This window comes from Tolypothrix bouteillei VB521301 (assembly GCF_000760695.4).
In the GTDB taxonomy this organism is placed as follows: Bacteria; Cyanobacteriota; Cyanobacteriia; order Cyanobacteriales; family Nostocaceae; genus Scytonema; species Scytonema bouteillei_A.
In genome coordinates this window covers 3,614,822-3,638,895 of record NZ_JHEG04000001.1, presented here as the reverse complement: position 1 = coordinate 3,638,895, position 24,074 = coordinate 3,614,822, and the positions used below count along the sequence as shown (strand labels likewise).

General features: G+C 41.7%; 21 protein-coding genes and 2 pseudogenes. 6 read left to right on the top strand and 17 right to left on the bottom strand.

The annotated features are described in order from the left end of the window. Window positions 1–22: 22 nt before the first annotated feature. From HC643_RS14390 to HC643_RS14360, 7 genes and pseudogenes are all read right to left on the bottom strand, one after another. Entirely contained in the window at window positions 23–1,204 is a 1,182-nt protein-coding gene (locus HC643_RS14390) for a phosphotransferase (RefSeq protein WP_038089564.1), read from the bottom strand. A 140-nt stretch (window positions 1,205–1,344) separates the two neighbouring features. Beyond that, on the bottom strand, window positions 1,345–1,581 hold the full coding sequence (locus HC643_RS14385) for a hypothetical protein (RefSeq protein WP_038089567.1): 237 nt from the start codon (window positions 1,579–1,581) through the stop codon (window positions 1,345–1,347). Between the two features lie 162 nt (window positions 1,582–1,743). After that, the gene (locus HC643_RS14380; protein ID WP_038089569.1) at window positions 1,744–2,007 is read right to left on the bottom strand and encodes a hypothetical protein; all 264 of its coding nucleotides are present in this window, start codon (window positions 2,005–2,007) and stop codon (window positions 1,744–1,746) included. Between the two features lie 84 nt (window positions 2,008–2,091). Then, window positions 2,092–2,421 (bottom strand): hypothetical protein, encoded by a 330-nt coding sequence (locus HC643_RS14375; RefSeq protein WP_202048618.1) that lies wholly within the window; start codon window positions 2,419–2,421, stop codon window positions 2,092–2,094. Window positions 2,422–2,858: 437 nt separating this feature from the next. Next, on the bottom strand, window positions 2,859–3,092 hold the full coding sequence (locus HC643_RS14370) for a hypothetical protein (protein WP_137986290.1): 234 nt from the start codon (window positions 3,090–3,092) through the stop codon (window positions 2,859–2,861). Window positions 3,093–3,692: 600 nt separating this feature from the next. After that, a pseudogene (locus HC643_RS14365) lies at window positions 3,693–3,941 on the bottom strand (alcohol dehydrogenase catalytic domain-containing protein); the annotation flags it as partial. Between the two features lie 5 nt (window positions 3,942–3,946). Beyond that, a pseudogene (locus HC643_RS14360) lies at window positions 3,947–4,465 on the bottom strand (SRPBCC family protein); the annotation flags it as partial. Between the two features lie 367 nt (window positions 4,466–4,832). Between HC643_RS14360 and HC643_RS14355 the strand changes: the two are divergent. Beyond that, the gene (locus tag HC643_RS14355) at window positions 4,833–5,093 is read left to right on the top strand and encodes a hypothetical protein (RefSeq protein ID WP_050045789.1); all 261 of its coding nucleotides are present in this window, start codon (window positions 4,833–4,835) and stop codon (window positions 5,091–5,093) included. A 19-nt stretch (window positions 5,094–5,112) separates the two neighbouring features. Here the strand turns inward: HC643_RS14355 and HC643_RS14350 are convergent, their stop codons facing one another. The 5 genes from HC643_RS14350 to HC643_RS14330 form a co-directional block, all read right to left on the bottom strand. Further along, complete coding sequence (locus tag HC643_RS14350; RefSeq protein ID WP_167844686.1) at window positions 5,113–6,372, bottom strand: hypothetical protein; 1,260 nt, start codon at window positions 6,370–6,372, stop codon at window positions 5,113–5,115. A 134-nt stretch (window positions 6,373–6,506) separates the two neighbouring features. Then, a complete protein-coding gene (locus HC643_RS14345; RefSeq protein WP_167844685.1) occupies window positions 6,507–7,670 on the bottom strand; it encodes a hypothetical protein in 1,164 nt (387 codons plus the stop codon). Window positions 7,671–8,393: 723 nt separating this feature from the next. Continuing rightward, on the bottom strand, window positions 8,394–9,494 hold the full coding sequence (gene galT / locus HC643_RS14340) for a galactose-1-phosphate uridylyltransferase (protein ID WP_038089583.1): 1,101 nt from the start codon (window positions 9,492–9,494) through the stop codon (window positions 8,394–8,396). Beyond that, on the bottom strand, window positions 9,473–11,359 hold the full coding sequence (locus HC643_RS14335; RefSeq protein WP_038089585.1) for a glycoside hydrolase family 2 protein: 1,887 nt from the start codon (window positions 11,357–11,359) through the stop codon (window positions 9,473–9,475). Before HC643_RS14335 ends, galT begins: the two co-directional genes overlap by 22 nt. A 584-nt stretch (window positions 11,360–11,943) precedes the next feature. Then, window positions 11,944–12,156: a hypothetical protein gene (locus tag HC643_RS14330; protein ID WP_072040749.1), complete on the bottom strand. Its 213-nt coding sequence runs from the start codon at window positions 12,154–12,156 to the stop codon at window positions 11,944–11,946. 460 nt (window positions 12,157–12,616) lie between these two features. On the opposite strand from HC643_RS14330, the gene hflX reads away from it, so the two are divergent. Then, window positions 12,617–14,323 carry a GTPase HflX gene (gene hflX, locus HC643_RS14325; RefSeq protein WP_038089588.1) on the top strand — a complete coding sequence of 569 codons (1,707 nt, stop codon included), beginning with the start codon at window positions 12,617–12,619 and terminating at the stop codon, window positions 14,321–14,323. Between the two features lie 293 nt (window positions 14,324–14,616). Here the strand turns inward: hflX and argC are convergent, their stop codons facing one another. The 3 genes from argC to HC643_RS14315 all read right to left on the bottom strand — a co-directional run bounded on the left by argC (window position 14,617) and on the right by HC643_RS14315 (window position 15,944). Then, window positions 14,617–15,588 carry an N-acetyl-gamma-glutamyl-phosphate reductase gene (gene argC, locus HC643_RS14320; RefSeq protein WP_038089591.1) on the bottom strand — a complete coding sequence of 324 codons (972 nt, stop codon included), beginning with the start codon at window positions 15,586–15,588 and terminating at the stop codon, window positions 14,617–14,619. Continuing rightward, on the bottom strand, window positions 15,578–15,655 hold the full coding sequence (locus HC643_RS42385) for a hypothetical protein (protein ID WP_336604406.1): 78 nt from the start codon (window positions 15,653–15,655) through the stop codon (window positions 15,578–15,580). Before HC643_RS42385 ends, argC begins: the two co-directional genes overlap by 11 nt. A 61-nt stretch (window positions 15,656–15,716) precedes the next feature. Beyond that, window positions 15,717–15,944 carry a hypothetical protein gene (locus tag HC643_RS14315; protein WP_050045787.1) on the bottom strand — a complete coding sequence of 76 codons (228 nt, stop codon included), beginning with the start codon at window positions 15,942–15,944 and terminating at the stop codon, window positions 15,717–15,719. Between the two features lie 345 nt (window positions 15,945–16,289). Here HC643_RS14315 and HC643_RS14310 point away from each other — a divergent pair, with 345 nt between their 5' ends. Next, window positions 16,290–17,351 (top strand): J domain-containing protein, encoded by a 1,062-nt coding sequence (locus HC643_RS14310; protein ID WP_038089598.1) that lies wholly within the window; start codon window positions 16,290–16,292, stop codon window positions 17,349–17,351. 20 nt (window positions 17,352–17,371) lie between these two features. Here HC643_RS14310 and HC643_RS14305 read toward each other — a convergent pair whose 3' ends face one another. Beyond that, window positions 17,372–18,733: a deoxyguanosinetriphosphate triphosphohydrolase gene (locus HC643_RS14305; protein ID WP_038089603.1), complete on the bottom strand. Its 1,362-nt coding sequence runs from the start codon at window positions 18,731–18,733 to the stop codon at window positions 17,372–17,374. Between the two features lie 447 nt (window positions 18,734–19,180). Beyond that, window positions 19,181–21,355 (bottom strand): DNA phosphorothioation-associated putative methyltransferase, encoded by a 2,175-nt coding sequence (locus tag HC643_RS14300; protein WP_050045786.1) that lies wholly within the window; start codon window positions 21,353–21,355, stop codon window positions 19,181–19,183. Between the two features lie 326 nt (window positions 21,356–21,681). Between HC643_RS14300 and HC643_RS14295 the strand changes: the two genes are divergently transcribed. The 3 genes from HC643_RS14295 (at window position 21,682) to HC643_RS14285 (ending at window position 24,073) form a co-directional block, all read left to right on the top strand. Then, complete coding sequence (locus HC643_RS14295) at window positions 21,682–22,251, top strand: Uma2 family endonuclease (RefSeq protein ID WP_038076248.1); 570 nt, start codon at window positions 21,682–21,684, stop codon at window positions 22,249–22,251. Continuing rightward, complete coding sequence (locus HC643_RS14290) at window positions 22,226–22,381, top strand: hypothetical protein (protein WP_153021462.1); 156 nt, start codon at window positions 22,226–22,228, stop codon at window positions 22,379–22,381. Before HC643_RS14295 ends, HC643_RS14290 begins: the two co-directional genes overlap by 26 nt. A 768-nt stretch (window positions 22,382–23,149) precedes the next feature. Further along, window positions 23,150–24,073, top strand: coding sequence for a DUF4007 family protein (locus tag HC643_RS14285; RefSeq protein ID WP_038076246.1), 924 nt, complete (start codon window positions 23,150–23,152; stop codon window positions 24,071–24,073). The last annotated feature ends 1 nt before the right edge of the window (window position 24,074 follow it).

Genomic DNA, 24,074 nt, shown 5'->3' with positions numbered 1-24,074 from the left:
AATTGTATGCCCATAACTTAAATTACTTAACCAAGCGCAAAACTCTGCGGTGAATCAGGTCAAAAGCCGTCATGCCAAACACAGTCTCAATGGATTGTTCCGGACGGCATAACAAAGCCTTGGCAACCTGTAACATACAGATACCGAGATTACCAAAGGTTTTTTCGTGCTGTATTGTTGCCAGAATTGCTTGAATCAAGGCAAGACCGGAAAATTGCACAACTCTGAGCAAAAAATCCCGACGCCGCAAAATTTCTGGAAAGTTATTTAAATAAGCACTAACCAGGGCTGCTATTGAAGGCTGGAGCCGTTCCAAAGGAGTCGTGCTCAGGCGCAAAGACTCTTCAAGAGTAATCGTTTTACTAACTGTCAAGCCATACAACCAAATTTGCAAGTAATTGGCAATTAGCGTTCCTAAATCGCTAGCCGGATCTCCCCAACTCGATTTCTCCCAGTCAATTAAGCGAATCATGCTGTGAGTTGGCGACGATGTTTGAGAAACCGCTTCCTCCCAATTATTGGCCAGTAAGATATTATTCAACTTCAGGTCATCATGGGTGAGACAACACAGTTCGATGGCCGCGTTCAATTGTGAGATCGCCTGTCTCAGGCTGTCGAAACGCTGATAGAGTACAAAGAATTTCAAACCATCGCCCGGAACAGTACCAAAAATTTCCGGAGTGATTCGTTCCAAATCACTCGTCAGGTTAAAAGTTTGGTGACTAAATGCTCCTGTGTTAGATTGTAAGAATTCCCGATAGTCTTGAGCGTCTAAAGTCAGGCGATGGATTGAAGCTAAAGTAGCTCCCACCGCAGCTGCAATGGCAGTTGGAAAAATATTTTCCTTGATGTAGAAATCCGCTAAATCGCGATAATCATTGAGATAATTGAACACAATGATTGAATGCTCAGCATCAAAATAAATCGCCTCGCAAACGGATGAACGAATGTGGCTAAGTTCTGGAAATTGTTGTAACAACCTTTGAACTTGCCATTCTCGCAAAAACTCACCTGCGGTTTTTCCTTGATGGTCGTGAGGCTCTTGCTTAATCAGGAGTTGACGACCTTCTGGCAAACTGAGTAACAAGTTAAAGTTTTTGGCAGGTTTTAGTTCAATCTTGCTCAGAGACTGCTTTTGGTGAGTAGAGAGTCCCTTTTCAACTAGGTACTCAAAAACATTTTGAGAACTTAATAGAAATGTCATGATGTCAGAGCTTTTTCAAGCTTTAATGACTGTATAGTTAGGTAAAAGTTCATGAATAATCTTCGCAAAATTCAAGACATTTAAAGCGATAACAAGTGCTGATTTTGTAAGTGCAAACAAGCGGGAAAAGGAGATACCAACTAAAACCGATGTCGAGGAGAGGTCATAAATAACTTGACTAGCGACACAATGTTATAGATAGCAAACCCGATTAATGCATACTCTAAAGTCTTAACACCAAAGTTTAGAAACTGAGAGAGTCCGTAGTCCACACCACCTTGTACAATCGTGGATTCTATATCAGTTATTTCATGCAAAAAGCTTTCGGAATCTTCAGAGTCAGCGGGACGTAAATCAGAAATTATGATTTTAGCCATTTATGCCTCCACTCCTCAAACAATCATTGCTTAATTGGAGCAGGATTAGTGGTTTGAAAAGCACTAATCCTGCTAATTGGCAGCTTGCAGCTTCAGCAGGATTAAGCGATGACATTCCTAAATCCTGCTAAATAACGACCTACAAATTAGTAGAGAAGGTCATTATATGATGCCACCAGTACCAATGCCACCTAAACCGTTGGCGCTAAATGACTTGACTAGGGAGACAACGTTAGTAACTCCCAATCCTACCAGTCCAGCCTCAAGAACCTTGTAATTCAAGCCGTAAAATTCACCTAATCCGTAGCCTTCACCACCTTGAACGGATGTTACATCCATGTCGGTTAGGTCGTTGAGAAAGCTTTCGGAATCCATGAACAGTTCAGAACCAGCAAGATTCATGTCAGAAACTTTAATGTTCGCCATTGTTTTTTCTCCTATTAGTTGGTAAATTAAACACGCTCGAGCTTTTGATTGTTGCGTTCTGCCCGCACAACCAAATACAAATGACTAGATAGTCAGCTGCAGAGTACTAGCACCAGCAGTAGTAGCACCAGTACCAGCAGCAGTAGTAGCACCAGTAGTAGCACCAGTACCAATGCCACCTAAACCGTTGGCGCTAAATGACTTGACTAAGGAGACAACGTTAGTAATTCCCAATCCTACCAGTCCAGCCTCAAGAACCTTGTAATTCAAGCCGTAAAATTCACCTAATCCGTAGCCTTCACCACCTTGAACGGATGTTACATCCATGTCGGTTAGGTCGTTGAGAAAGCTTTCGGAGTCCATGAACAGTTCAGAACCAGCAAGATTCATGTCAGAAACTTTAATGTTCGCCATTGTTTTTCTCCTAAAAAATAGCGGAAGTTAAGTAGTCTTTGTGTGAGAATTAAGCTTTGATTGCTTAACCTTATAATTGCCATTGTTAAATAGAAATTTTGAAAATTCAAGGCGATCGCTCTGATGGAATCGACATATATAGACAAATTATGTCTTTTTCAAAATAGTTAGCTTTAAATACCCCCATCTCCGAGAGTCAAGGGGACTGAATTTTAAGAGATTCATTTTCGCGTAACGTGCGGTGGGCATATTTTGAATTCCCCAAAAGGGTAACTAGCCTCAAACTTCCAGTCTGAGACATCAAAAAAGTTTTGCAAATAGTCTATTAAAAAAATATTTTAAATAAATTATACCTACAGCTAATTCACGTTAGTTGTAGGTACAGTAGATGATAAATTTGTTGACTATGTCATTGCCAAGTTATGAGACCTAAAAAATTAATAAGAATTCCCAGGATGATCCAAAGTATTCAAAGTAATAGTTATCGGGTCTCTATCCGGATTGTTAAAAACAGAAAACAACTTCAATATTTCTAGTTGTTTGGGACTAACGTTGTTTAGTTTAAAGACTAACGCTCCACCAACTACAGTCCTCATTTCCCTAGCAGTTAGTTCATCGAAAAGCCGTTCGTTATCAATAGGATGCAGGTGGGAAATTGTGATGCTAGCCATTGGTCGCCTCCTTAATATAGTGAAACGGTATGGGGTAGGATTAAACTTTAATCGCCAAGTTCTTCTCTTATATTTTCCGATTCCATCTGGAGATTCAAGTTTTACAGCTAAATTTTGCAGACATAATTGGACAAATTTTATCTTTTTAGTCTTTCTAAAATGCTCAACTTCAATCCTGAGAACTTCTTTAGGGACTGACAAAAATTGAGTTGAACAAAGGCACCAGAGCAGACGGCACCTAGCTAGCTGTCCTGAAGGAGCAATTCGTATGGCGCAGCACCTCCCCAGTTATATGTTGCTAAAATTCTGTAAGAGGCGATCTCCACGATGGCAGCTTGGTTTGTTGGTATGGTAAATGTTGATGGAACCTATCGCCAGAGAGCAACTAAACCCGTTGAGGCAAGCGCAGTTCCGCAAAATTCATACTAACTAAAGGAAATTCTACGATCCCGACTATTATTGTTCATGGTGGAGCAAAAACCATCACAGAAGACAAAATGGTAAAGCCCATGCCTCCTTTCCATGTAATACATCGTTTGGGTTTCTCTTCAAATGTTAAGTAATATTTCGCCAACAGTATCCGTATCTCGGCGGTCACCCAACTACGCGATCGCCTATCTTGATATTTTTGACGGCACTGCCCAATTCAACGACTTCACCCATAAATTCATGACCCAGGATGTCTCCTTTTTCCATTGTGGGGATGTAACCGTCATAAAGATGTAAATCAGAACCGCAAATCGCCGTTGACGTGATTTTCACAATCGCATCACGCGGTTTGATGATTTTTGGCTCGGGTACTGTATCAACTTGTACATCGTTAGCGCTGTGCCAGCAAACTGCTTTCATAATCTTTAACCTCCCTTTGGTTGACCTTCTGTTGTTGCAATCTCGCCTGCTTCCATCAGCATTTTGAAGCGGCGTAAATCATCTCCAATCTACTGTTCTGGTTCTTCGCCGAAGAGTTTGGCAAACACAGATGCAATTGCACCACCAGACGGGTTATATTCCGTGACGACCTTTACCTCTGTACTGCGATTGGCGGGTGCTGGCTGGAAGCGGACAGAAGCAGAGTTATCAACATCTGCACCTTCAACCGAAGCCCAAGCAATCAATTCGTTTTCCCGATCTTCAATGATATCTGCATCCCATTCAACACTTCCACCTAACACCCCACTGGTCGTCCAGTGCGAGCGCTTATTATTGTGTACTTTTACGTCTTTGAGATGCTTCATGAAGCGCGGCCAGTTCCCAAAGTTATGCCAAAAGCGGTAGAGTTCCTCTGCTGGTTTGTTAATCGTTACCGTCTTTTCAACTTTAATTGGTTGGCTCATGTCTATTGTCTGCCGTGCTTGCTGTATGGTGCTTTGTTTATTGCAGTTTGGACAAACAAATTTGGCCAAACTCTAATACTAGGAGCGGACGACAGTGTAGGATAAAAGCTTATTAGCGAAAGGCATATAGAAGTCTCTTGAAAAAATTTACCCTTCGTATCAGCCTTATAAACTACTAAAAAAATTAACTACTACAAATCAACACCTGAACCTTAAAGCTTTCAATTAAACCTAACCTCTAACTAAAGAATGAGACTGGTGTTAAGTTAGTTTTCGCTTGTATCTTGGCGTAATGCTAGGGAAGATACCGTAGGCAACTGTCAAGTGGTTTGCTGTTTGAGTACATAGTTTTGGTCAAACGGGTGTCTCTTTTTGACCACAGCCCAAGCAATATGCAGCAGTTTCCGTGCAGCAGCGCTATCGGCTAACAGATGAATTACTACAGTTACGAGTCATGCAAACGCGAAGCCACAAAGGTGCAAAAGCACTTGCTCTGTTTTCTGGAATAGATAGTACTATTAGCTCTGGCTCCCAAATTTCCATCCCTCTCCCATTTGCTTTAGGGGCTTTGCTTTTCTTTTTCTTTGATTTTCCAGACATATTGGCTATCTTTTCTTTTAACAGTCATTTTATGCGTTGTCAATTTCAGCAGATTTCCAGTTTGTGAGTACACCAACTAGGTCACTTTATAGTTTGACAAGATGGAATTCTACAAAGGGCATAGCTATCCACCCAGTCCAAATTTTTTCTAATACCCGTGACTCTAAGTTTCTTGCGCCATCGGAAACGCAGTATATGACTTGAAGTTGATATGATGCACCCACTTTGAGATCGGAAAAATAATCAAAGCCATTACCTTCATTAAAGCGGTGGCGAGTTTTATTAGGAACAGCAAGTTGAATTTGAACTTTAGGTTTTAATTGGAAACCATGTTGATGCTCGGAAGACCGTCGTCTGAGAGTCAAGCTTTTGTCAAAATACCATGTTTCTTGTATGTTTGTGCTTGGGTCTTCTTTATAACTCCAAAGAAGCATTGACTCTAAATTCAAAAATACACTTTTTCCTGGTTTAACTGAGTAATATTCTGGTTCCTTACTTCTCCCTCTTCCTGGTGGATCGCTTTGAGAATTTATTTCTTTACCGTCGTCACCTATTAAAATGGCTTCTATTGAAGCTTTTTGATAAAAGCGAAGAGTCATTGACGTATTATTCGTAATATGAATGCCCAGCTTTACACGCGTTTCTGATTTAGAGATTCTAAAAATAGAATTTGGCATCTCTATTTTAAATGTGACGCCATCCACTTCTATTGTGTGCTCGTCAGTGACTAATGGTTGAACTAGATGAAGATTTAGCCAAGGTGTTGATAATATTTCCGAACAATCTCCCCATACAGTTTCTTCTTGTTCGATTTTAGATTCTAAAACAGGTGTAGTCTCACGAGCGGTATTTAAAACAAATCGAAGCTGATATATTTTTGCTTCAAGTCGGTCAAAACACCAAAAATAATTCGAGTCAACCGAATTAATCAATCCGGAATTAGGAGAACTAGGAATTGCTAGCTGTAGGGAGCTATCACGCCAAAACAGCCTTGCAGTTAGATAAAAACTTCGCCGTCCTTCAACTCTGATTTTACAGTTTTCAAGTTTTTTCGTTTGATCGCCTTCTGTCAGGTTATTTGGCTGAGTATTAGTAATAAGTTCCTCAGTCACTAAACGTCCTTGTATTATTTGTCCATCCGATGTCAAAAGCTCTGGAATAAGGGGTTGCTCGGGGTTAAGATAAAGGGAATTTGAGGTTTTGTGGACGATATTCACGCGCAATTTGATGGGAGTATAGACCCCAAGTTGCTTCTTTGGAATGGAATAGACCATGCCAGACAAAATTCTTAGGGAGGAGCTAGCGATTTCTATATGTGTATCGCTCAGTTCATCAGAAGATGTCATATCAGTAACCCTGTTAATTGCTGTATGTTGTTCGGGCGCAGTCAATCCTCTCAATACCAAACTAGTACTGAAAGTTTAGCGATCGCCCCTTGGGCGGCTCCCTCCGGGAGCATCGCACCCTTTTTATTTTCATTTTATGGTTCGACAAGAGTAAAGTTGACAGAAGGTAGAGTTACCCAACCCGTCCACACTTTTTCTAAGATTTTTTCCTCTAAATGAGTTGCACTTTCAGCAACTTTATATGTAACTTGAAGCTGATAGGATTGGTTGGCTGTGAGTTCGCCGAAATGATAGTAAGAATCGTTTCCAGTAAATTGTTGGCGACTTTTCCTTGGAAATGCTATTTGAAGAACATTTTTGTCCCTCCATGAAATTTCTCCATTTAAACTAAAAAATGCACTTTTTCCCGATTGAACCGAATAATTAGTTAGGAGTTTTGGCTTTCCAGCGCTTATTTTTTCAGGAAGAGTTTGTAAGGCTCTTTCATTATCATCTATTAGATACATATTTATAGAACCTAGTTGATAAAAACGAAGTGAGTTGGAAGTATTGTTGATAACTTGAATACCTAGCTTGACATCAGTTTTAGCTCCGGTTTGTCTATTTGGTATAGTTAAAACTGATTCAGGCATCTCTATTTTGAATTGGACTCCATCAACTTCGATTGCGCGACTATCAGTGGATAAGGGTTGAACTAAACGAAGATTTAGCCAAGGGGTTGCGAGCATTTCTGAACTGATTTCCCCTACAGTTCTCGCTCGTTCGATATTAGATTCATCAGACCATTTATTTTCATTAGAGGTATTTAAAATAAACCGAAGTTGATAATTCTTTGCTTCCAGCCTATCAAAACACCAGAAGGATGTGGGGTAAAAAGAATTAGGTGAGAACATTGGAATAGTAGGAATTTTTAGCTGGAGAATATTGTTGTGCCAAAAAAACTTAGCAGGCAAATCAAATCCGCAACTGCAATTAGGTGAAATTTGAAAAAAAACGGCTTCCCGACTCTGATGTTGCTCAAGTGAAATATTTTGCTGATTATTCGTAAAACCCTCATCCGTCACTAAACGTCTTTGTATGATTTGTCCATCTCGTGTCAATAGCTCTGGAAGAATCGGTTGCAAAAGATGCAAGCGAAAGCGATTTGAAGTCTTGTTAAAGATACTTATCCTCAATAGAATTGGCGTATTTGTCCCTACCTCATTGTGTGGGATGGGATAAGCAACCTTGTTAGGAAAAAATATTCGTATTGGGTTATGAATGTCTAAACGTATACTGTTTGATTCAGAAGATGTCATGGCAGTCACCCTATTAATTAGGGAGTAGGGAGTGGGGAAAAAGTGTTTCTTCCATGCATGACGGGTTGCAACCGCTACCCGTGGGATGCTCCTAAGTAATTAATAATTACTTTTGGCAATTGAAATTGATGTTACTTTATACACTGATGTTAATGATTATACGCCCTATCGTATTCCAGAAGTTTACTATTCAAATAAAATGCCTATATAGACCTTTGTATTCAGCCTATGACTCTTTCTATAAAATTATTTTTTAAAATTTACAAGTAATTTTGCGTAAGTACTGAAAGGGTGGGGACACTATTAAATAAAGGGCGGACGAGGACGCCCGCACCACAAGAAATTTTGGGATATTTTTTAATTTGGAAATTTTTAAAAGGGAGAGGGCTTACGCAACTTCAAACGGTATTTTGAGGATTTCAAACGTTGCAGATCCCCCCATATCCCCTTAACTCTACGGTGGTGTACACAAGTCTTATATAGTGCATTAAAAGCGGTTTCGATCCCCCCTAACCCCCCTTAAAAAAGGGGGGAACTTAATTTCAATTCTGCCTTTTCACGATGTTTAATCTCTTTTCTAGAGATCTGTACACTACCGTAGCCTTAAAAAAGGGGGAACTTAATTCCATTTCTCCTTTTTTAGAATGTTTCATGTCTTTTCTAGAGATCTGTACACCAATGTAGCTTAAATAGGGGGGCTATGTGTAAGCCCTAAGGGAGTTATCACAACGGTACTGGTGTTTCGAAATTTACCAATACAGCCTGTAGCTCGCGAGCCTTTTCCTCTGGCAAAGCATCGTTGGCAAACATCCCTGCAGCAAGTTCTGTTCCGGCTAGATATTTTAGCCTTTCACTTGTCCTGTAAGGTGGGTAAAACTGTGCGTGTAAATGGGCTTCGGGATGAGCCTCACCGTCGGTTGGAGCACCAAACCAAGCCATTAAGTAAGGAAACGGGCGGTTCCACAAACCATCGTATTTAAGAGTGACGGTTTTTAATGCTCTAGCAAGTCCCTGACGTTGTTTTGCACTTAGGTCGTAAAAGTGACCTACTGCCTTAATAGGAGCAATCCAAACTTCATAGGGGTAACGAGCACACACTGGAACAAATGCGATCGCTTCCTCATCCCGATAAAGAATTCGTTTGTTGTCGGCGATTTCCTTTTGGATCAAATCTTCCAACAAAGAACGCCCCTGTTGCTGGTAAAACTGCCTTTGTTGTTCCAACATTTTTGCAGGGACAGGCGGTACAAAAGGATAGGCATAGATTTGCCCGTGGGGATGGTGCAAGGTGACACCAACCTCCACACCCTTGTTTTCAAAGGGAAGCACGTACTGAATTTTTGGATTGCCTCCAAGTACGCGGGTGCGATCGCCCCATACTTGTAACAGCAAATCTAGGTGGTCCAGTTTCAAAGAACTGAGGGAGGCGTGGGGGTCTTGAGTAAAAACCACAACCTCACACGCACCATTGGCGGGCATTGTTTCTACGATACTGACAGGTGGGTCTTGTGCAGTCACCGCCATTGATGGAAAGCGGTTATCAAACACGGCTACATCATACTCTCCTTGGGGGAGTTCTGTTGGAAACTGCGGGTCTTTAGTAGGTGCAAGGGGGTTATACTCTGGTGGTGGCATAAAAGTTCGCCCTTGACGGTGACTCGCATAAGCCACCCACTCCCCCCGCAAAGGGTGCCAGCGCAAATGCGGATTGGCTTGCACTGGCTCGTTGCTAGGACTTGTGGCTTGTAGATTGCTTGCAATGGGATATCGACTGTATAAGGTCAGTTGGCGACCATCCGGCTTTAACAGTGTGTGGGAGTACATAATCCTTCTCCTGAGAGGGTCGCAGCACGGATCGCCTCCAGAGGAATTTTAGGCGTGCGATCGGCGTATAACAACCCATTAGCTTCTTGGAAGGTATCCGTTAACTGCGTATAACAAAATCCACTAAATATCTCAATATTATTGATAGTTTCTAGTAGCGCAGCATATTTCATTTGTAGTTCGGAGATATTCCAGCAGCGTTCGTAGCCCCAAATTTTGTGAGCTTCAGGTTTGTCATCGGGAGCATAAGCTATACCGCCAAACTCGGTTAGCATGATAGGCTGTCCTTGATGGGGATAGTTGTCGAGCGTCAGAATACGCCCTCCAGGACGCTTGCGTTCAAATAAATCTGATAGCTTGACTTCAGGTCCATAACGATGAGCCAAGTGCTGCGGATTGGTGTCGTAGTCATGGATGGCAAGAATATCCGTATCTGTACTTTCCCAGCCATCGTTACCAATAACTGGGCGAGTTGGGTCGAGGGTCTTGGTCAAGTGATACATTGCTAAAACGTAGTTCTGATGAGCCTTTGTTTCAACCAGGTTCGGAACTCCCCAAGATTCATTAAACGGTACCCACGCCACAATACAAGGATGATTGACATCGCGCTTGATGACTTCAGTCCACTCATGCGTCATGCGTTCTACCGCTTTATTTGTGAATCGGTAAGCGCTGGGCATCTCCTCCCATACTAACAACCCTAACACGTCTGCCCAATATAAAAAGCGGGGGTCTTCAATTTTTTGGTGCTTGCGGACTCCGTTGAAACCCATTGCTTTAGTGAGTTCTATATCCTGCCGCAATGCATCATCATCAGGTGGTGTCATGAGACTATCTTGCCAGTAGCCTTGGTCTAGAACCAGCCGTAAATAGTAGGGACGACCGTTAAGCATAAAGCGATCGCGCTGTATGCTAACAGTTCGCATTGCAGTGTAAGTTTTGACTTTGTCTAGAAGTTGATCTTCATACCACAGTTCAATATCAGCATTAATAAGTGTTGGCTTTTCTGGGCTCCACAACAATTCATTGCGGTAGTCATCAATACCAGGATCGGCAAGAGCGAGGCGGCGGCTAATCTCCCCGTTGAACACTTCATAGGTGTCATTCACGAGAATGCGATCGCCAACATTGAGTTTCACCTTTATTTGTACGCCTGAAGCAGGTACATTACCCGCAAGTGCAGCAAAACAACCAATTTCCCACCGCTCAAAGTCAGGAGTCCACCGGATATGATCTATATAAGTGGTACCTACACGCTCAACCCAAACAGTTTGCCAAATACCAGTTGTGCGAGGATACCAAATACTGTGCGGTTCCCGCTGCCAATCCTGCTTACCGCGAGGTTTGGCAAGATCCTGAGGATCGTCCTGCGCCCAGACAGTGACTTTTGTTATTCCACTGTCATTTAAAACATGAGTAATATCCAGAGTGAAAGGAGTATGTCCGCCTTCATGCTCGGCTATATAACTGTCGTTTACCCAGACACGAGCGCGATAGTCTACAGCCCCAAAGTGCAGCAGCAACCTACCCGGACCAGGAAGCGTTTCAAATTCCTTCTCATACCAGCAGTTTGGATGGAATCCCGTGTCACCAATACGACTTTTGATAGATTCGGGAGCAAATGGAACTTCTATATCATGAGTCCACTGGGTCAAGTCAGTGGGTTGAACGCATTTGCCTGGGTCATCAAACGCAAATTTCCAAAGACCGTTGAGGCTTTGCCAATGAGATGGAGTCGTTTCTCCAGAAGCAATTCGTTGGAAATGCGGGCGAGGGTATGCTGATTTTTCATTGTCTGGTTTTGTCTCAATCTCGGTAAGAGACCTTAGCTCGGCTTGACGGTTTTCTACCTCTAATAAGTTCATCACAATTTCTTCCTGCTCTTTTACAAAATGATTTTTTTAACTTCAACTTGTTCCAAACACTTTTAGAAAATTGCCTGTAAAATTACCTAAACTTGGTCACTCGTTTCAAATATCACTATTCATAAATAGCAACCTCCTAAAAATAGGGATTTGCGCTAAGCAAAAGGCTCTCAGCCCCCTCATCCATGAAGGGGCTGATTGGGTATTAAATTCCGACTCGTGACATTATGGCACACTTAAAACAAATGTGAACGCGAATGGGAAAAAAAAATCAATAAAATTTTTTATACCTGAATATCAAAAACTGCTCCTATATTTACTATTTTAGAAGCAGATTTCCTAAATTTTCTAATTAAAATTTGTTAGAAAAGCACGCATTAGCTGTTTCTCAGGAGCAATAACAGCAACAAAAGCCAAAAACCATTTTTTAACAGTTAAAATGCAAGAATTTGAGAATTTTCTTAGAGAGAATATTTCCTTCCCTCACTTCAGTCACCTATTGATAATAGTTATAGAAATTTAGCAACCTAGTTAAAGCTAATGTCCAGCCATGACCGGATTTTTATCAGTTACCCTACTCTCAATTACGCTTTACTACTGAGATAACTACTGAGATGCTGGAGTTGGTTTTTTATCCAGTAAGCACCCATACCTATGCACTTAGGACAAATATCACCAAAACCATCACCTTGGTCGCTACAGACAATTAATCTCGCTTCCGTTCTCTGTATCGGTCGATCGCATATTAAGCAAAATTCATGTTTGATTAAGCTACTACATTCTATCTGAAATTTCATATTGTTATACCCGAACTGACTTTCCCATTCAATATATTGGAGACCATCTATCTAGATAATACCCACAATAAAGTTATTGTTAACAGCCAACTTCTATCTAGCGGACAAAAGATTGTAAACTGAAATAGTATTAAAAAACACAAATTAAATTGGATGATAAACTTCTATCAATTCTATATGAGGTGGCGCTTCAAATTCCCTCACATTAGAAATGTGGACGGCAGGCGCTACAACGGGGGGAACCCCCGCACAGCGCTGCCTCGGCTATACAAACAAAGCCCGCCTGCGCGGGCTAATTTGCAATCACCAGGTATTTTTTCCAAATTGGAATTCTTCCCACTCTAAATGAATTTCATCAATCAAATAATATTTTTAATATGACTGGAGAAAGATTAAAGAACATAGGAAAAACGATAAGTATAAAAGGAAGTATTAATTATTAAGCGTTCAAGCACCATTTATGGAAACTATTCATGGAAATACTCAATCATTAAAATCCAGTCAAATTAAGAAACTGCAACAAATTTACGAACAAAGAGAACCTTCACATAGCCTCATTACACCTGAATTTGCTCAAGCTGTAGCAGCGATCGCAACAGAAATTCATCAACCCATATGCAGCTATATAAACAGGCGAGGACAAGTCATCCGAGTAGCGGTAGGAACACCAAGCCAAACTCAAATTCCTCCCGAACAGCGCCCCCGGTCTGATGCAGAACGCCTCAGCGGTCTTCGTTGCATTGCAACTCAATTCAAATCGGAACCACCCGACGAAGCATCACTGATTGCAATGGTACGCCAGCGTTTGGATGCTCTAGTGGTGTTAACCTTAGCTGATGGCAAAGACGGAAAGCGAGGCAAAGACAATACCGATCTAGTCAAAAAAGCTTTCTTAGCTCACATTGTCCCCAATGAGGAGAAACCTTGGGAAGTTATTTCTTCTTTGAGTTCAGATAACTTAATAGAGCAGGACTTTGACGATTTAGTTGATGAATGGGAGAGGGAAATTTCCGAATCTGCTGTGGGAATGCCATTCCAAGACATTTTGTCTGACACCGATAAAGTACTGCTTGTGGGATTGAAGACAGATGATATTTCTCAACAAAGGTTTGAAGATGGATTGCAAGAATTAGTTAGGTTAGTAGAAACTGCGGGTGGAACTGTAGGAGACACAGTGCAACAAAAGCGCAGCCGTCCCCATCCTCAAACTGTTGTCGGTCAGGGAAAAGTCGAGGAAATTGCTCTTTCTGCACAGAAAATAGGAGCTAATTTGATTGTCTTTGACCGAGATATTTCTCCATCCCAAGCCCGCAATCTAGAGAACGAGATTGGTATCCGAGTTGTAGACCGAACTGAAGTGATATTGGACATTTTTGCTCAACGCGCTCAATCCCAAGCAGGTAAGTTGCAAGTAGAACTAGCGCAACTAGAATATATGCTGCCTCGGTTGCGCGGTCAAGGTCGAGAAATGTCCAGGCTAGGAGGTGGAATTGGGACTCGCGGACCTGGTGAAACAAAACTAGAGACAGAACGGCGAGCAATTCAGCGACGAATAGCCCAACTACAGCAAGAAGTTAATCAATTACAAGCGCATCGTGCTCGAATCCGACAACAGCGACAAAAGCAAGAAATTCCTGCTGTCGCCTTAGTTGGTTACACCAATGCAGGAAAGTCTACTTTGTTGAACGTGTTAACCCATGCGGAAGTTTATGTAGCAGATAAACTTTTTGCTACCCTTGACCCCACAACAAGAAAGCTAGTCATTGTAGATCCAGAAACACAAGAACGCAGGACAATTCTGCTGACAGATACAGTAGGGTTTATTCACGAACTCCCACCACCTCTAGTCGATGCATTCCGCGCCACCTTAGAAGAAGTCACGGAAGCAGATATTTTGCTTCACGTTGTCGATCTGTCTCACCCGGCTTGGGAAAACCACATTGCCAGTGTAGAAGCAGTGTTAGCAGAAATGCCAGCTATTTCCGGTCCTACTTTAATTGCGTTTAACAAGGTTGACGGAGTCAATAGCGAAACTCTGGCTTTGGCTAAGGAAAAATATCCTGAAGCCCTGTTTATTTCAGCAACTCATCAACTCGGTTTAGACACTTTACGACAGCGATTGTTGCAAGCGATCGACCGACAGGTTTTGCAAGTTCCATCTAGCTAGTTTTACTCCAAAACAAAAAATCTCCCAATTTATATCTTGCGCCTACACCTTTTAATAACTACGGTGGTGTACACAAGTCTTATATTGTGCATTAAAAGCGGTTTCGATCCCCCCTAACCCCCCTTAAAAAAAGGGGGGAACTTTGTTCCAATTCTCCCTTTTCACAATGTTTCATCTCTTTTCTAGAAATCTGTACACCATCGTAGCCTATTAAGTAGGGGGGCTAGGTCGATACACAAGTTCGATCCCAACGAGCGTACTATTATCCTAGCTTTCTGGTATTTCTACTTCCTTTACAATCCCAATGCTTCTGGTAAGCCCAGCATAATATTTAGATTTTGTATCGCAGCTCCCGATGCACCTTTCCCCAAGTTATCAAGACGAGCAACTAGGAGTGCTTCTTTTGTAGAATCGTTAGCAAAGACAAACACTTGAACAATGTTGGTGCCGTTCATTGCCATTGCGTCTAAGAACTTTCCGTCTCGCAGAAGGGTGGGTTCTTGGTATGAAGCAACTTGCACAAATTTTTCGCCTTGATAGTAGTCAGCGATCGCCTCATGTATCACTTTACCTGATGGTGGATTATCTAAAATCCACAGTGGCAAAGGTATCTGTACTAGCATCCCTTGCTCAAAATCCCCCACAGCCGGTACAAACAATGGTAGTGAAGACAAGCCCGAATGCTGGCACATTTCCTTAACGTGTTTGTGTCCAAACTCCAAACCATAAATGCCAAAAGGATAAAGTGATTTTCCTTCAACTTGTTTCTGATGGAAAGTTTCGTACTGTTGGATGAGATTCTTACCGCCCCCAGAGTAGCCCGATACGGCATTCACAGTGACTGGGAAGTTGCGAGTCAAGAGCCCCTTAGCTATCAACGGACGGATACAAGCTAAAAATCCCGTGGGATAACAGCCCGGATTGCTGACGAACTGGGCGCTAGCGATTTTCTCTCGCTGTCCCGGATTGAGTTCGGGAAAACCATATACCCAACCCTCAGCCGTTCGATAAGCAGTACTGGCATCGAGGATTTTTACCTTATCATTATTAACATAGCTGACCGCTTCACGGGCTGCGTCATCAGGTAAGCAGAGAATGGCAATGTCAACAGCATTGATCAATTTTGCCCGTTCTGTTGAATCCTTGCGTTTGGATGCCTCAATGCTAACTAACTCAAGGTCATCCCGTTGATTGAGACGCGAGTAAATCTGTAAGCCTGTGGTTCCCGATTCCCCATCAATAAAAATCTTAGGTTTAGAGGTCATATAAATTCTTAAACCAGTTAACAAAGGTTTGCGCGTTTGGATGCTGTGGATTCAGAATACGTTCCATAATAGCTTTATGCAACTACCTTCTACTATCAGCTTTTTGGCTATATACTTGCTCCTCATCACTAACGCACCTCAATTCCCCGTTGAGCAGCAATGACAATTTCACGTTCCGTAAATGCTATACCCGTTTGCTTCTCGCGTTCAATACGTTGAATTGTAATTCTATCTTCTGTTACTTTTTCCCGAGCGGCTATGTCAGCTAAACTTATCCAACAATCGTTACTATGTGTAGTCGCAAGCTCAAATGACTGAAAACCACGGAAATTTTCTATTTTTACTGTTTTCAACATAATTTGCCAGGTAGGAAGCAAAACGCAAGCAATATCTGATAGCCTAGATATTTGTTTTGATATCTCTTAATCTAGCAAAAGAGGAGTACCCATGACTTCATATAAGCGATCGCACTAGAACTTGTTCCCAGATTTATGGGCTCGCTCGAATAAAAACTCTAAATCCTTAACCATTACTTAGTGCTTAAAGTGGGAAAAAAGTAGTAATGTAGTAAGGTTCACTTGTATAACATGATATGTATTTTCAAAACCTACCAGGATAAAGGTTTTCCTGTAGGTGTTTCTTCCAAAGATAGAGGCATTTAACCCGATACCTGTTAACCTCAAGCGAACTTACATTTTTCCATGCCTAAAAAAGCACGATCTACATTTCCAACCACAACCACAACAACACTGGCTCTGTCTTCTATTCATATCCGTTTGGAAGCCATAGAGAAAGAGCATCAATGGCTGCTCAAACAAATCAAAAGAAAACAAACAGAACTAAACAACTTTGTTGAGCAAATGCGTTCTTTGGCTACAGACATATTTCATAGAGCGAGTCCTAGCTTTAAGAAATTGGCAGAACTGGATAAAGAAATCCATAGTCTATTTAACGAAATCTTTAATACAAGAAAATTTGGCAAAAAAACAAAAAAAGATATTGAAGAAATTTATCGCAACCTTCAAATGGCAGGAATTATCAGTCCCAAACTCAGTAATAATGAAGATGATGAAGAGTTAGACGAACTTTTTGAAGTGGATGAAACCGATAGTGCTTATTCGCGATCGCATGAAGAAGAGAACTATCAATATCAAGAAACACAACAAGAAATTGACTTTTCCTCTGGAGCAAAAACTGAGAGTTCAAGAAATGTTCGGCAGGCATTTTTACGGCTAGCTGAAATCTTTCACCCCGATAAGGTGACAGATGGCGAGACACAAATGCGCCATACAGAAATTATGAAGGAAATCAACAAAGCGTACCAAGAAGGAGACTTAGCGCGACTGTTGGAGATAGAAAGAAAACATCTAGCAGGTGAATCTGTTGAAAGCAACAGTGAAGATGACTTGACTAGAAAATGTACTCGTTTAGAGCAGGAAAATGAATTCCTCAAAACTCAATATGAAAACCTGAAACGAGAACTGCGGTTGGTCAAACATAGTTCTGAAGGAGCTATGGTCTCCGATTGTCGAAAAGCTCATCGAGAAGGAATCGATCCTATCGGTCAAATGTTAGAACAAGTGGAATCCGAAATTGAGGTTATTAGTGATATTCGCAATTTTGTCAAAGATTTTCGCGAACAGAAAATAAGTGTTAAGGAATTTCTCTGCGGTCCAGCCGCTTTACGTCAAAGGAAGCAAGAAATGATGGAAGATCTTTTAGACCAAATGTTTGAAGATTTGGAGCGAATAGTTATATTTTAACTGATGAGCGATCGCTGTTATTAGCGTAAAGTGATGCCACTCAATTGTTGAAACAAACTGGTGGCATAAGAGTCTGTCATGCCAGAAATATAATCTGTAACTCGCAGAATTTTCTGGTAAGTATCTTCTTCAGCAGTAGGGCGATCTTCTTTAGGAAGCATATGGTAAACAAATTTTCCCTTTTGAGTTCTTTCCAAAACGGCATCAACAAATTCAGCAAATAATTTACCTAAAACTTCATATCCAGCGACTCTGATACCGATAACATTGGGATGGTTGAAGACATCATTATTAGTTGTCTCTGCAATAACGTCAAGATGCTTGGCGTAAGTACTTAAAGATAACAGATGTTGGTCAAACTTACCAGAGAGGATATCTTCTTCGTTAGAAAGGAAAATAACAGCTGCCTCTTGGACTAATTTGTTGATAGCATTAGCACGCATATGCTTGACTTTTTCTGCATCACTTTCTGCATTGTCTTTAAAGTCAAGTTGTGCAATTTCATTCAGTAATTCTTTAGCTAGAGCAAAAGAGATATAGCCCATGCGATGGCTATCCTCTACATCAACAATTGAGTAGCAAATATCATCTGCTGCTTCCATTAAAAAAGTTAGGGGATGGCGAGACCACCAAGCTGCATTATCGTGACGGCGAATGAGTCCAACTGTTTCTGCAACTTCAGCAAATAAATCTTTTTCCGCTTGGAAAAAACCATACTTTTTAATACTGCTACCGGAGTAATCTTTGAGGATATGCTGTGGGATATAAGACTCTCTAGGGTATTTTGTGAAAGTTGCTAAAGTAGGGCAAGTTAATTGCATTCCGCCAACTCTGTGTGACATTTCTAGTTTTGTCAAAATACGAAAGCCTTGGGCGTTTCCTTCAAATAAATCAAAGTCCGTTTTTTGATGCGTGCTGAGAGGTTCATTGAGACTGGCGATAAGCTGGGTACAGCTTGCGCTAAGAGCGAACGCATTTGTACTGTACCAAGAATCAAACCCAGCACGGATTGCGTCTTCCCCAGCATGACCAAAAGGGGGATTGCCAATATCGTGCGCCAAACAAGCAGCAGCAATAATATCACCAAAATCTGAAGCACTCAGCCCCGATTCATCTAAGTTATGTCTTTTGATAATGGTAGAGCCAGCAATTCTACCAAGAGAACGACCAACACAAGACACTTCCAAACTGTGAATGAGACGAGTCCGAATGTAATCGTTTCTTGGTAAAGTGAAAACTTGGGTTTTATCTTTGAGGCGGCGAAAAGGAGAGGAAAATACCAAGCGATCGTAGTCTCGTTGAAAGTAAGTACGATCTAGCTGAAGATTTTCTGGTTCTCTTTTACCGAGTCGCTTTGGTGTTAGGAGTTTTTTCCAGTCCATTGTAAGAATCTTGTAACAATAAACCTACAATAACCGAACACCTGATAATTCTTTTTATATTTCAATACCTTTGCCGATTTCTCAAAAGCCCTACAGACTGGAAGTCTGTGGCTACATAAAGAAAGCCCACCTGCGTGGGCTAAAACCCAAAGCCCACGTAGGTGGGTTTTGTTTGTATCTATAGGTTTAAAAGCTTTATATCGAGCTTGAATACAACCCAAAGCCCACGTAGGTGGGTTTTGTTTGTATCTATAGGTTTAAAAGCTTTATATCGAGCTTGAATAAAACCCAAAGCTTACGCAGGTGGGTTTTGTTTGTATTTATAGGTTTAAAAGCTTTATATCGAGCTTGAATAAAACCCAAAGCCCACGCAGGTGGGCTTTGTTTGTGTAGCCCCACATTTCTAATGTGAGGGCGTTTTGGCAAAGGTGATGTGACTATCTTTAGTTACGGGTCAGCGATCGGGTGATTCCGCCTTTTCTCCTGACGGTTGCGAACTGCAGAACGCAGTACTTTGAGTTTATAAGGATCGGCATCTTTGCGCCAGTGTAATTGATATCCGTTGAGAGTCGCACAGTGGTCTGCCAAACATTTCAGCCAACCGGAACGATGACTGATACTCCGCCAATCATCCAACAGTCCCCAGTCTTCTTCTTGGCGGGTTAGTTTGGCAAATTTCTCGTAAAGCGGGTAGTCAGATGTTACTAGAGCATCTTTGTAATGAAGTACGGGCGGATTATCATCTGTATCGTAATCTCGATAGCTGACGTGCAAGTCTTGTAAATTAATAATCATACAAGTCTTGAGTATCGGATGGGGATCTGTGTCAAAGTTGGGGTAATAGAGATAAGAAATTTTTGCACTTTTGGTATGAAATTTGATAATATTTGCTTCTTCCAAACGACCAATAGTACGACTTGCACAACCTTCATAAAGGCGCAACAGGGGATCGAGTGATTGTAGGGCTGAGATATGAACCCATAGAGAATTGGGCAATTTTTTCCCTATAGGGCTGTTTTGGCAACATTCCTGAATAATTTCTAGATTGCCCACGGTGAGAAGCATTATATCAGCATTGACACAGGCTTGCTTGTAAGTACCAAATAAGGCTTTAATGTCTTCTTGAACTTCGGGGGCTAAATCTCTCAGTTTTGGGCGGTGGCTAAACTGGCTCAAAGCCAAATAAACCATCAAGTCCTGACGGCGTTTTTCAGAAATTTCTTCCCATTCTTGCAGGTTGGTTGCTTGCAAAATGACTTGAAAAGCACGTCGCAGGGTGCCAAATTCTGAATCGATCTCATCTTCTTGTGGCAATTCACCTTTACTGGGAAAGCGTCCCCGTTCGGTAAAAAACGCCATCAGGGGTGCAAGCAGTTCCTGATAATCTTCAAATCGTTTAATGCGAGAACGAACTCTGGGGGTTGTGGCGCGAGAACGGTAGCGGGAAGCTCGAAATAACTGTGCTTGAGCTTCATCCCGGAAAACAAAATAAACGCCTAGTGCAACGGGAATAGCATCAACACCAAGAACTTGGTCGATATAACGTTTGAGTTCTTCTTGCTCGTAGTATTTTTGAAAAGTATTGCGGGTGGTGATAACTCCATCTTCATAAGCAACAACACCCCTGGTGGAATCAGCTATCAAAACTTGGGCTGAGACAAGCAGAACTTTACGGGTGAGTTCCCAAGCTTTTACCAACGCCTCTCGCCGTTCGCTTGGAGTTTCTATCACGTTGATTACGTACCCAAGATTGACGATATCGGCAGAAGTTTGGGGGGTATCTGGGGAGTAGTAAGGGTCCCATCCCGTACTGTTGTAACCTTTTTGGGCAATTCGGGTGATATCTCCCCCATGTCCGCAACCATAGTCAAAAAAGGTAGTTTCTGAAGTAAATAAGTTGGCTTCTATTGCTAGGCGCACGGGACGCGACAAATCATTCCGGTAAATTGCTGCTCTATGACGATCTATCCGAGGAACTGATGATTCAGTAGCAGGTTTCGGTTGTTGGTGTGTTGTACTGGGAGTTTGGTGTTGTATGAGATGGTGTCCCTGAATTTCCACTCCAAACGCTTGCAAGCGTCTTTGCCATCCTTCTCGCGTACCGATGTTTCTTGAATCGTTGAGCAAACCCAATTTTTCTTGAGCGTTCGTCAGTTCGGCAAACTGTTGGTATAGGGGATAGTCTGGTGTGACAAAGGTTTCTTTGCGATGGAGAATGGGAGGATTTTCTGATGTACTGTAGTCCCGGTAAGCCAATTCAAGGGTTTCCGTGTCAACCTGGATACTTGCTTTTAGGGCTGGGTGGGGGTCGGTATCAAAATCTGGATAGAATAGGTAGGAAATTTTGGACTTGCGAGTGCTAAATTTTACAAGAGTTGCTTCTTGGGCTTCAGGAACTACGCTTCTAGCACGACTTTCACATTGCTGGAGTAAAGGGTCAAGGGCGGATAGTGCTGTGATGTGGACGTAAAGAGCTTCTGGCAACAGCTTACCAACTTGACTTCGCTGACAGCAGGATGCGATCGCCCGTAAAGACGCCACACCCGGTTCATCTCTAACCTGAGACTCTTTGGTTGAGTCAGTTACCTCAAATGTGTTCAAGCTATCCTTTTCAAGAGCCATCGGGCTTGTTTCTGGAGAACTGCTACTAGCAAAATCGCTGAATGCCTGACTGTAATGTTAATCTTCCCACAATCAATCGCATTTGAATCACTTTTTCTGGATTTCTCACCAGAATTACGTAATCTTACTATTAAAATGGATAAATTAATGTATTTAAAGTACATAAATGTAATAGAACGTATATTTTGTACCAACTTCCAAAAATTGGATTTCTTGCAACTTATGAAATTAAAATCTATTAATGAAGTTTTGGTGGAGTTTATAGAGGAGTATCTAACGAAGAACGAGCGACCTATACCCGAGCAGAAGAAAAGTAAAGGAGCAGCATGACTATTGCATCACCTATACAACGTCTTTTGAAATTTGAGGAGTACTTAGCTTATGATGATGGAACTAATAACCGCTATGAGTTGCTACGTGGAAGGCTGCTTTTAATGACGCCTCCTACTGTTAGGCATCTGTTGATTGCCAAGTTAATTGAACGGATTTTAGATGCTGAAATCAGTCGATTGAAATTAGCATTGGTCACTTTAAGAGAAGCGGGGGTACAAACTGAGGTTGACAGCGTTAGGTTGGCCGATGTGTGTGTGGTAACAGAGGAGGAAGCAGTGGAACTAATGGATCGAACTGCTGTTTTTCGCGTTCCCGCACGACTGGCAGTTGAGATAGTGAGTCCGAGTTCAGTAAAACGGGATTACGAGGAAAAACCCCCCGAATACGCTAACAAGGGCATTCCTGAGTACTGGATTGTTGACCCCATGAAAACAAGCGTGACGGTATTTCTTTTAATCAATGGTCGTTATGAGTCAACCGTTTTTACCGGAACACAGCAGATTATCTCTCGGCTCTTTCCCGAATTGGTGGTGACGGTTGAACAAATTCTTACTTCGAGATAAGGAAGGCGTTGCGATCCAGCCAACAGTCAACAATGCACTATCCTCTGAAGCGCTGGAAGTCCAAAGCGAAGTTATCAAGCCTACAGGAACTTCCAGTAGCGTTGGAGATAGGGGAATTATTCCATTTTGAAAAAAGAGTGCGACACGGCAAAATCGTCTGAGTAATTTTCTACTTTGATTCTAATCAAAACTCTAATGTGGAAAATTTGGAATATAAACAATAGTGAAATTGTTGAAGTAAATTTATGTAAATATACTGAATTTTATTTAGTTGCAAATAAGACATTAACCCTGCTATACTGAGTGCAGTCATTTATCAGAAATAGTCAAGCTTTTAACTTAGAACCAAAGCATCCCTTTACCCAAAAAGTGGTTTCTCTGCTAAAGTTTTCCTGTTAGTGAAAGTAAAGGGTTAACAGTGTGTGATACCAAAATAAGAAAGTTAAGGACTTGTGACAAAAGCTTGCCAACTACTCTACATTAATTAACGTCTAAGTGCGATCGCCCTTGGCGCAAGCTGAAAGAGCGCTTATCGCTCTTAGCGCAAGCTGAAAGAGCGCTTATCGCTCTTAGCGCAAGCTGAAAGAGCGCTTATCGCTCTTGGCGCAAGCCGTACTCGGCTTATCGCTACTAACGGCACTGTTTTCCAAGCAGTCGCGCTTATTCAAGTTGGGTGCTTTAATGGCTATTAGTTCAGTTATACTAAGGAGCCTGGACTTATTATTTAAGCTGGGTTGCTTTAAGTTGGTTTAAGCTGTTGTCGTCAGAAGCTAAAATTGCTGGTTGATTGAGAACTGCTGTCAGCCAAATTGCTGGACGCCCTACTGTAACCCGAACATTTCACAAAAATTAGGATTTTCATAATTCTGTCCTATAATTTGTTAATTTATATGAACTCATGGGAACACAAATTAACCTTGACTTAGGTGTTGATATTCAACCAGTAGTTGACGTTAATCCCGTTTTTGCCCGCCATGAAACCTTTCACCCTCGGTTTGGTTGGATAAAAAAGGGTTTTGATGCTGCTGTAAAGGATTCAGGTATCTTTTTGCGGGAAGATGCTCCCGTGCGGCTGGGCGTAGGAAAGAACATGGTGAGTTCTATTCGTTACTGGTGTAATGCGTTTAAAGTGCTGGAAGACGATAGCCCATCTGATTTTGGAGATCGCCTTCTAAGTGATGATGGTTGGGACCCGTTTCTTGAAGATCCAGCATCGCTATGGCTTTTGCATTGGAATTTACTCAAGCCAACATGTAATGCATCTGCATGGTATTTTGTATTTAACCTTTTCCGAAGCACGGAATTTTCACAAGACGAATTACTTAATGAACTGTGTCGCTACAGAGATAATGCTGCACCTCGCATTGTTGAATCATCCTTAAAAAAGGATGTTAGCTGTATCTTAAGAATGTATGTAGAACAAGGAACCTCTAAAACGAGTGTCAGTGAGGATAGTTTGGATTGTCCCTTCACTGAACTGGGAGTTATTCATACAGCAGGAGACTCCAGACATTATACTTTCCGCATTGGTGGAAAAGGAAATTTACCTGCTGAAATAATTGTTTCCACTTGTCTGGAATACGCAAGTTGGGTAGGACGAGAACAAAGAACTATCTCTATATCCCGTCTCATGTACGAAATTGGTAGCCCTGGAATGGCGTTTAAGCTTTCGGAAAGTGCAGTATGTGATGCCATAGAAGAGGTAGCAAGGAATTTAAACTCAATTGCACTTTCTGAATCGGCGGGCTTAATTCAATTTTCATATAAAGAAAGACCAGATTTGCTTGCAGAAAAGATTTTAGACGAATATTACAGAGGTTAGG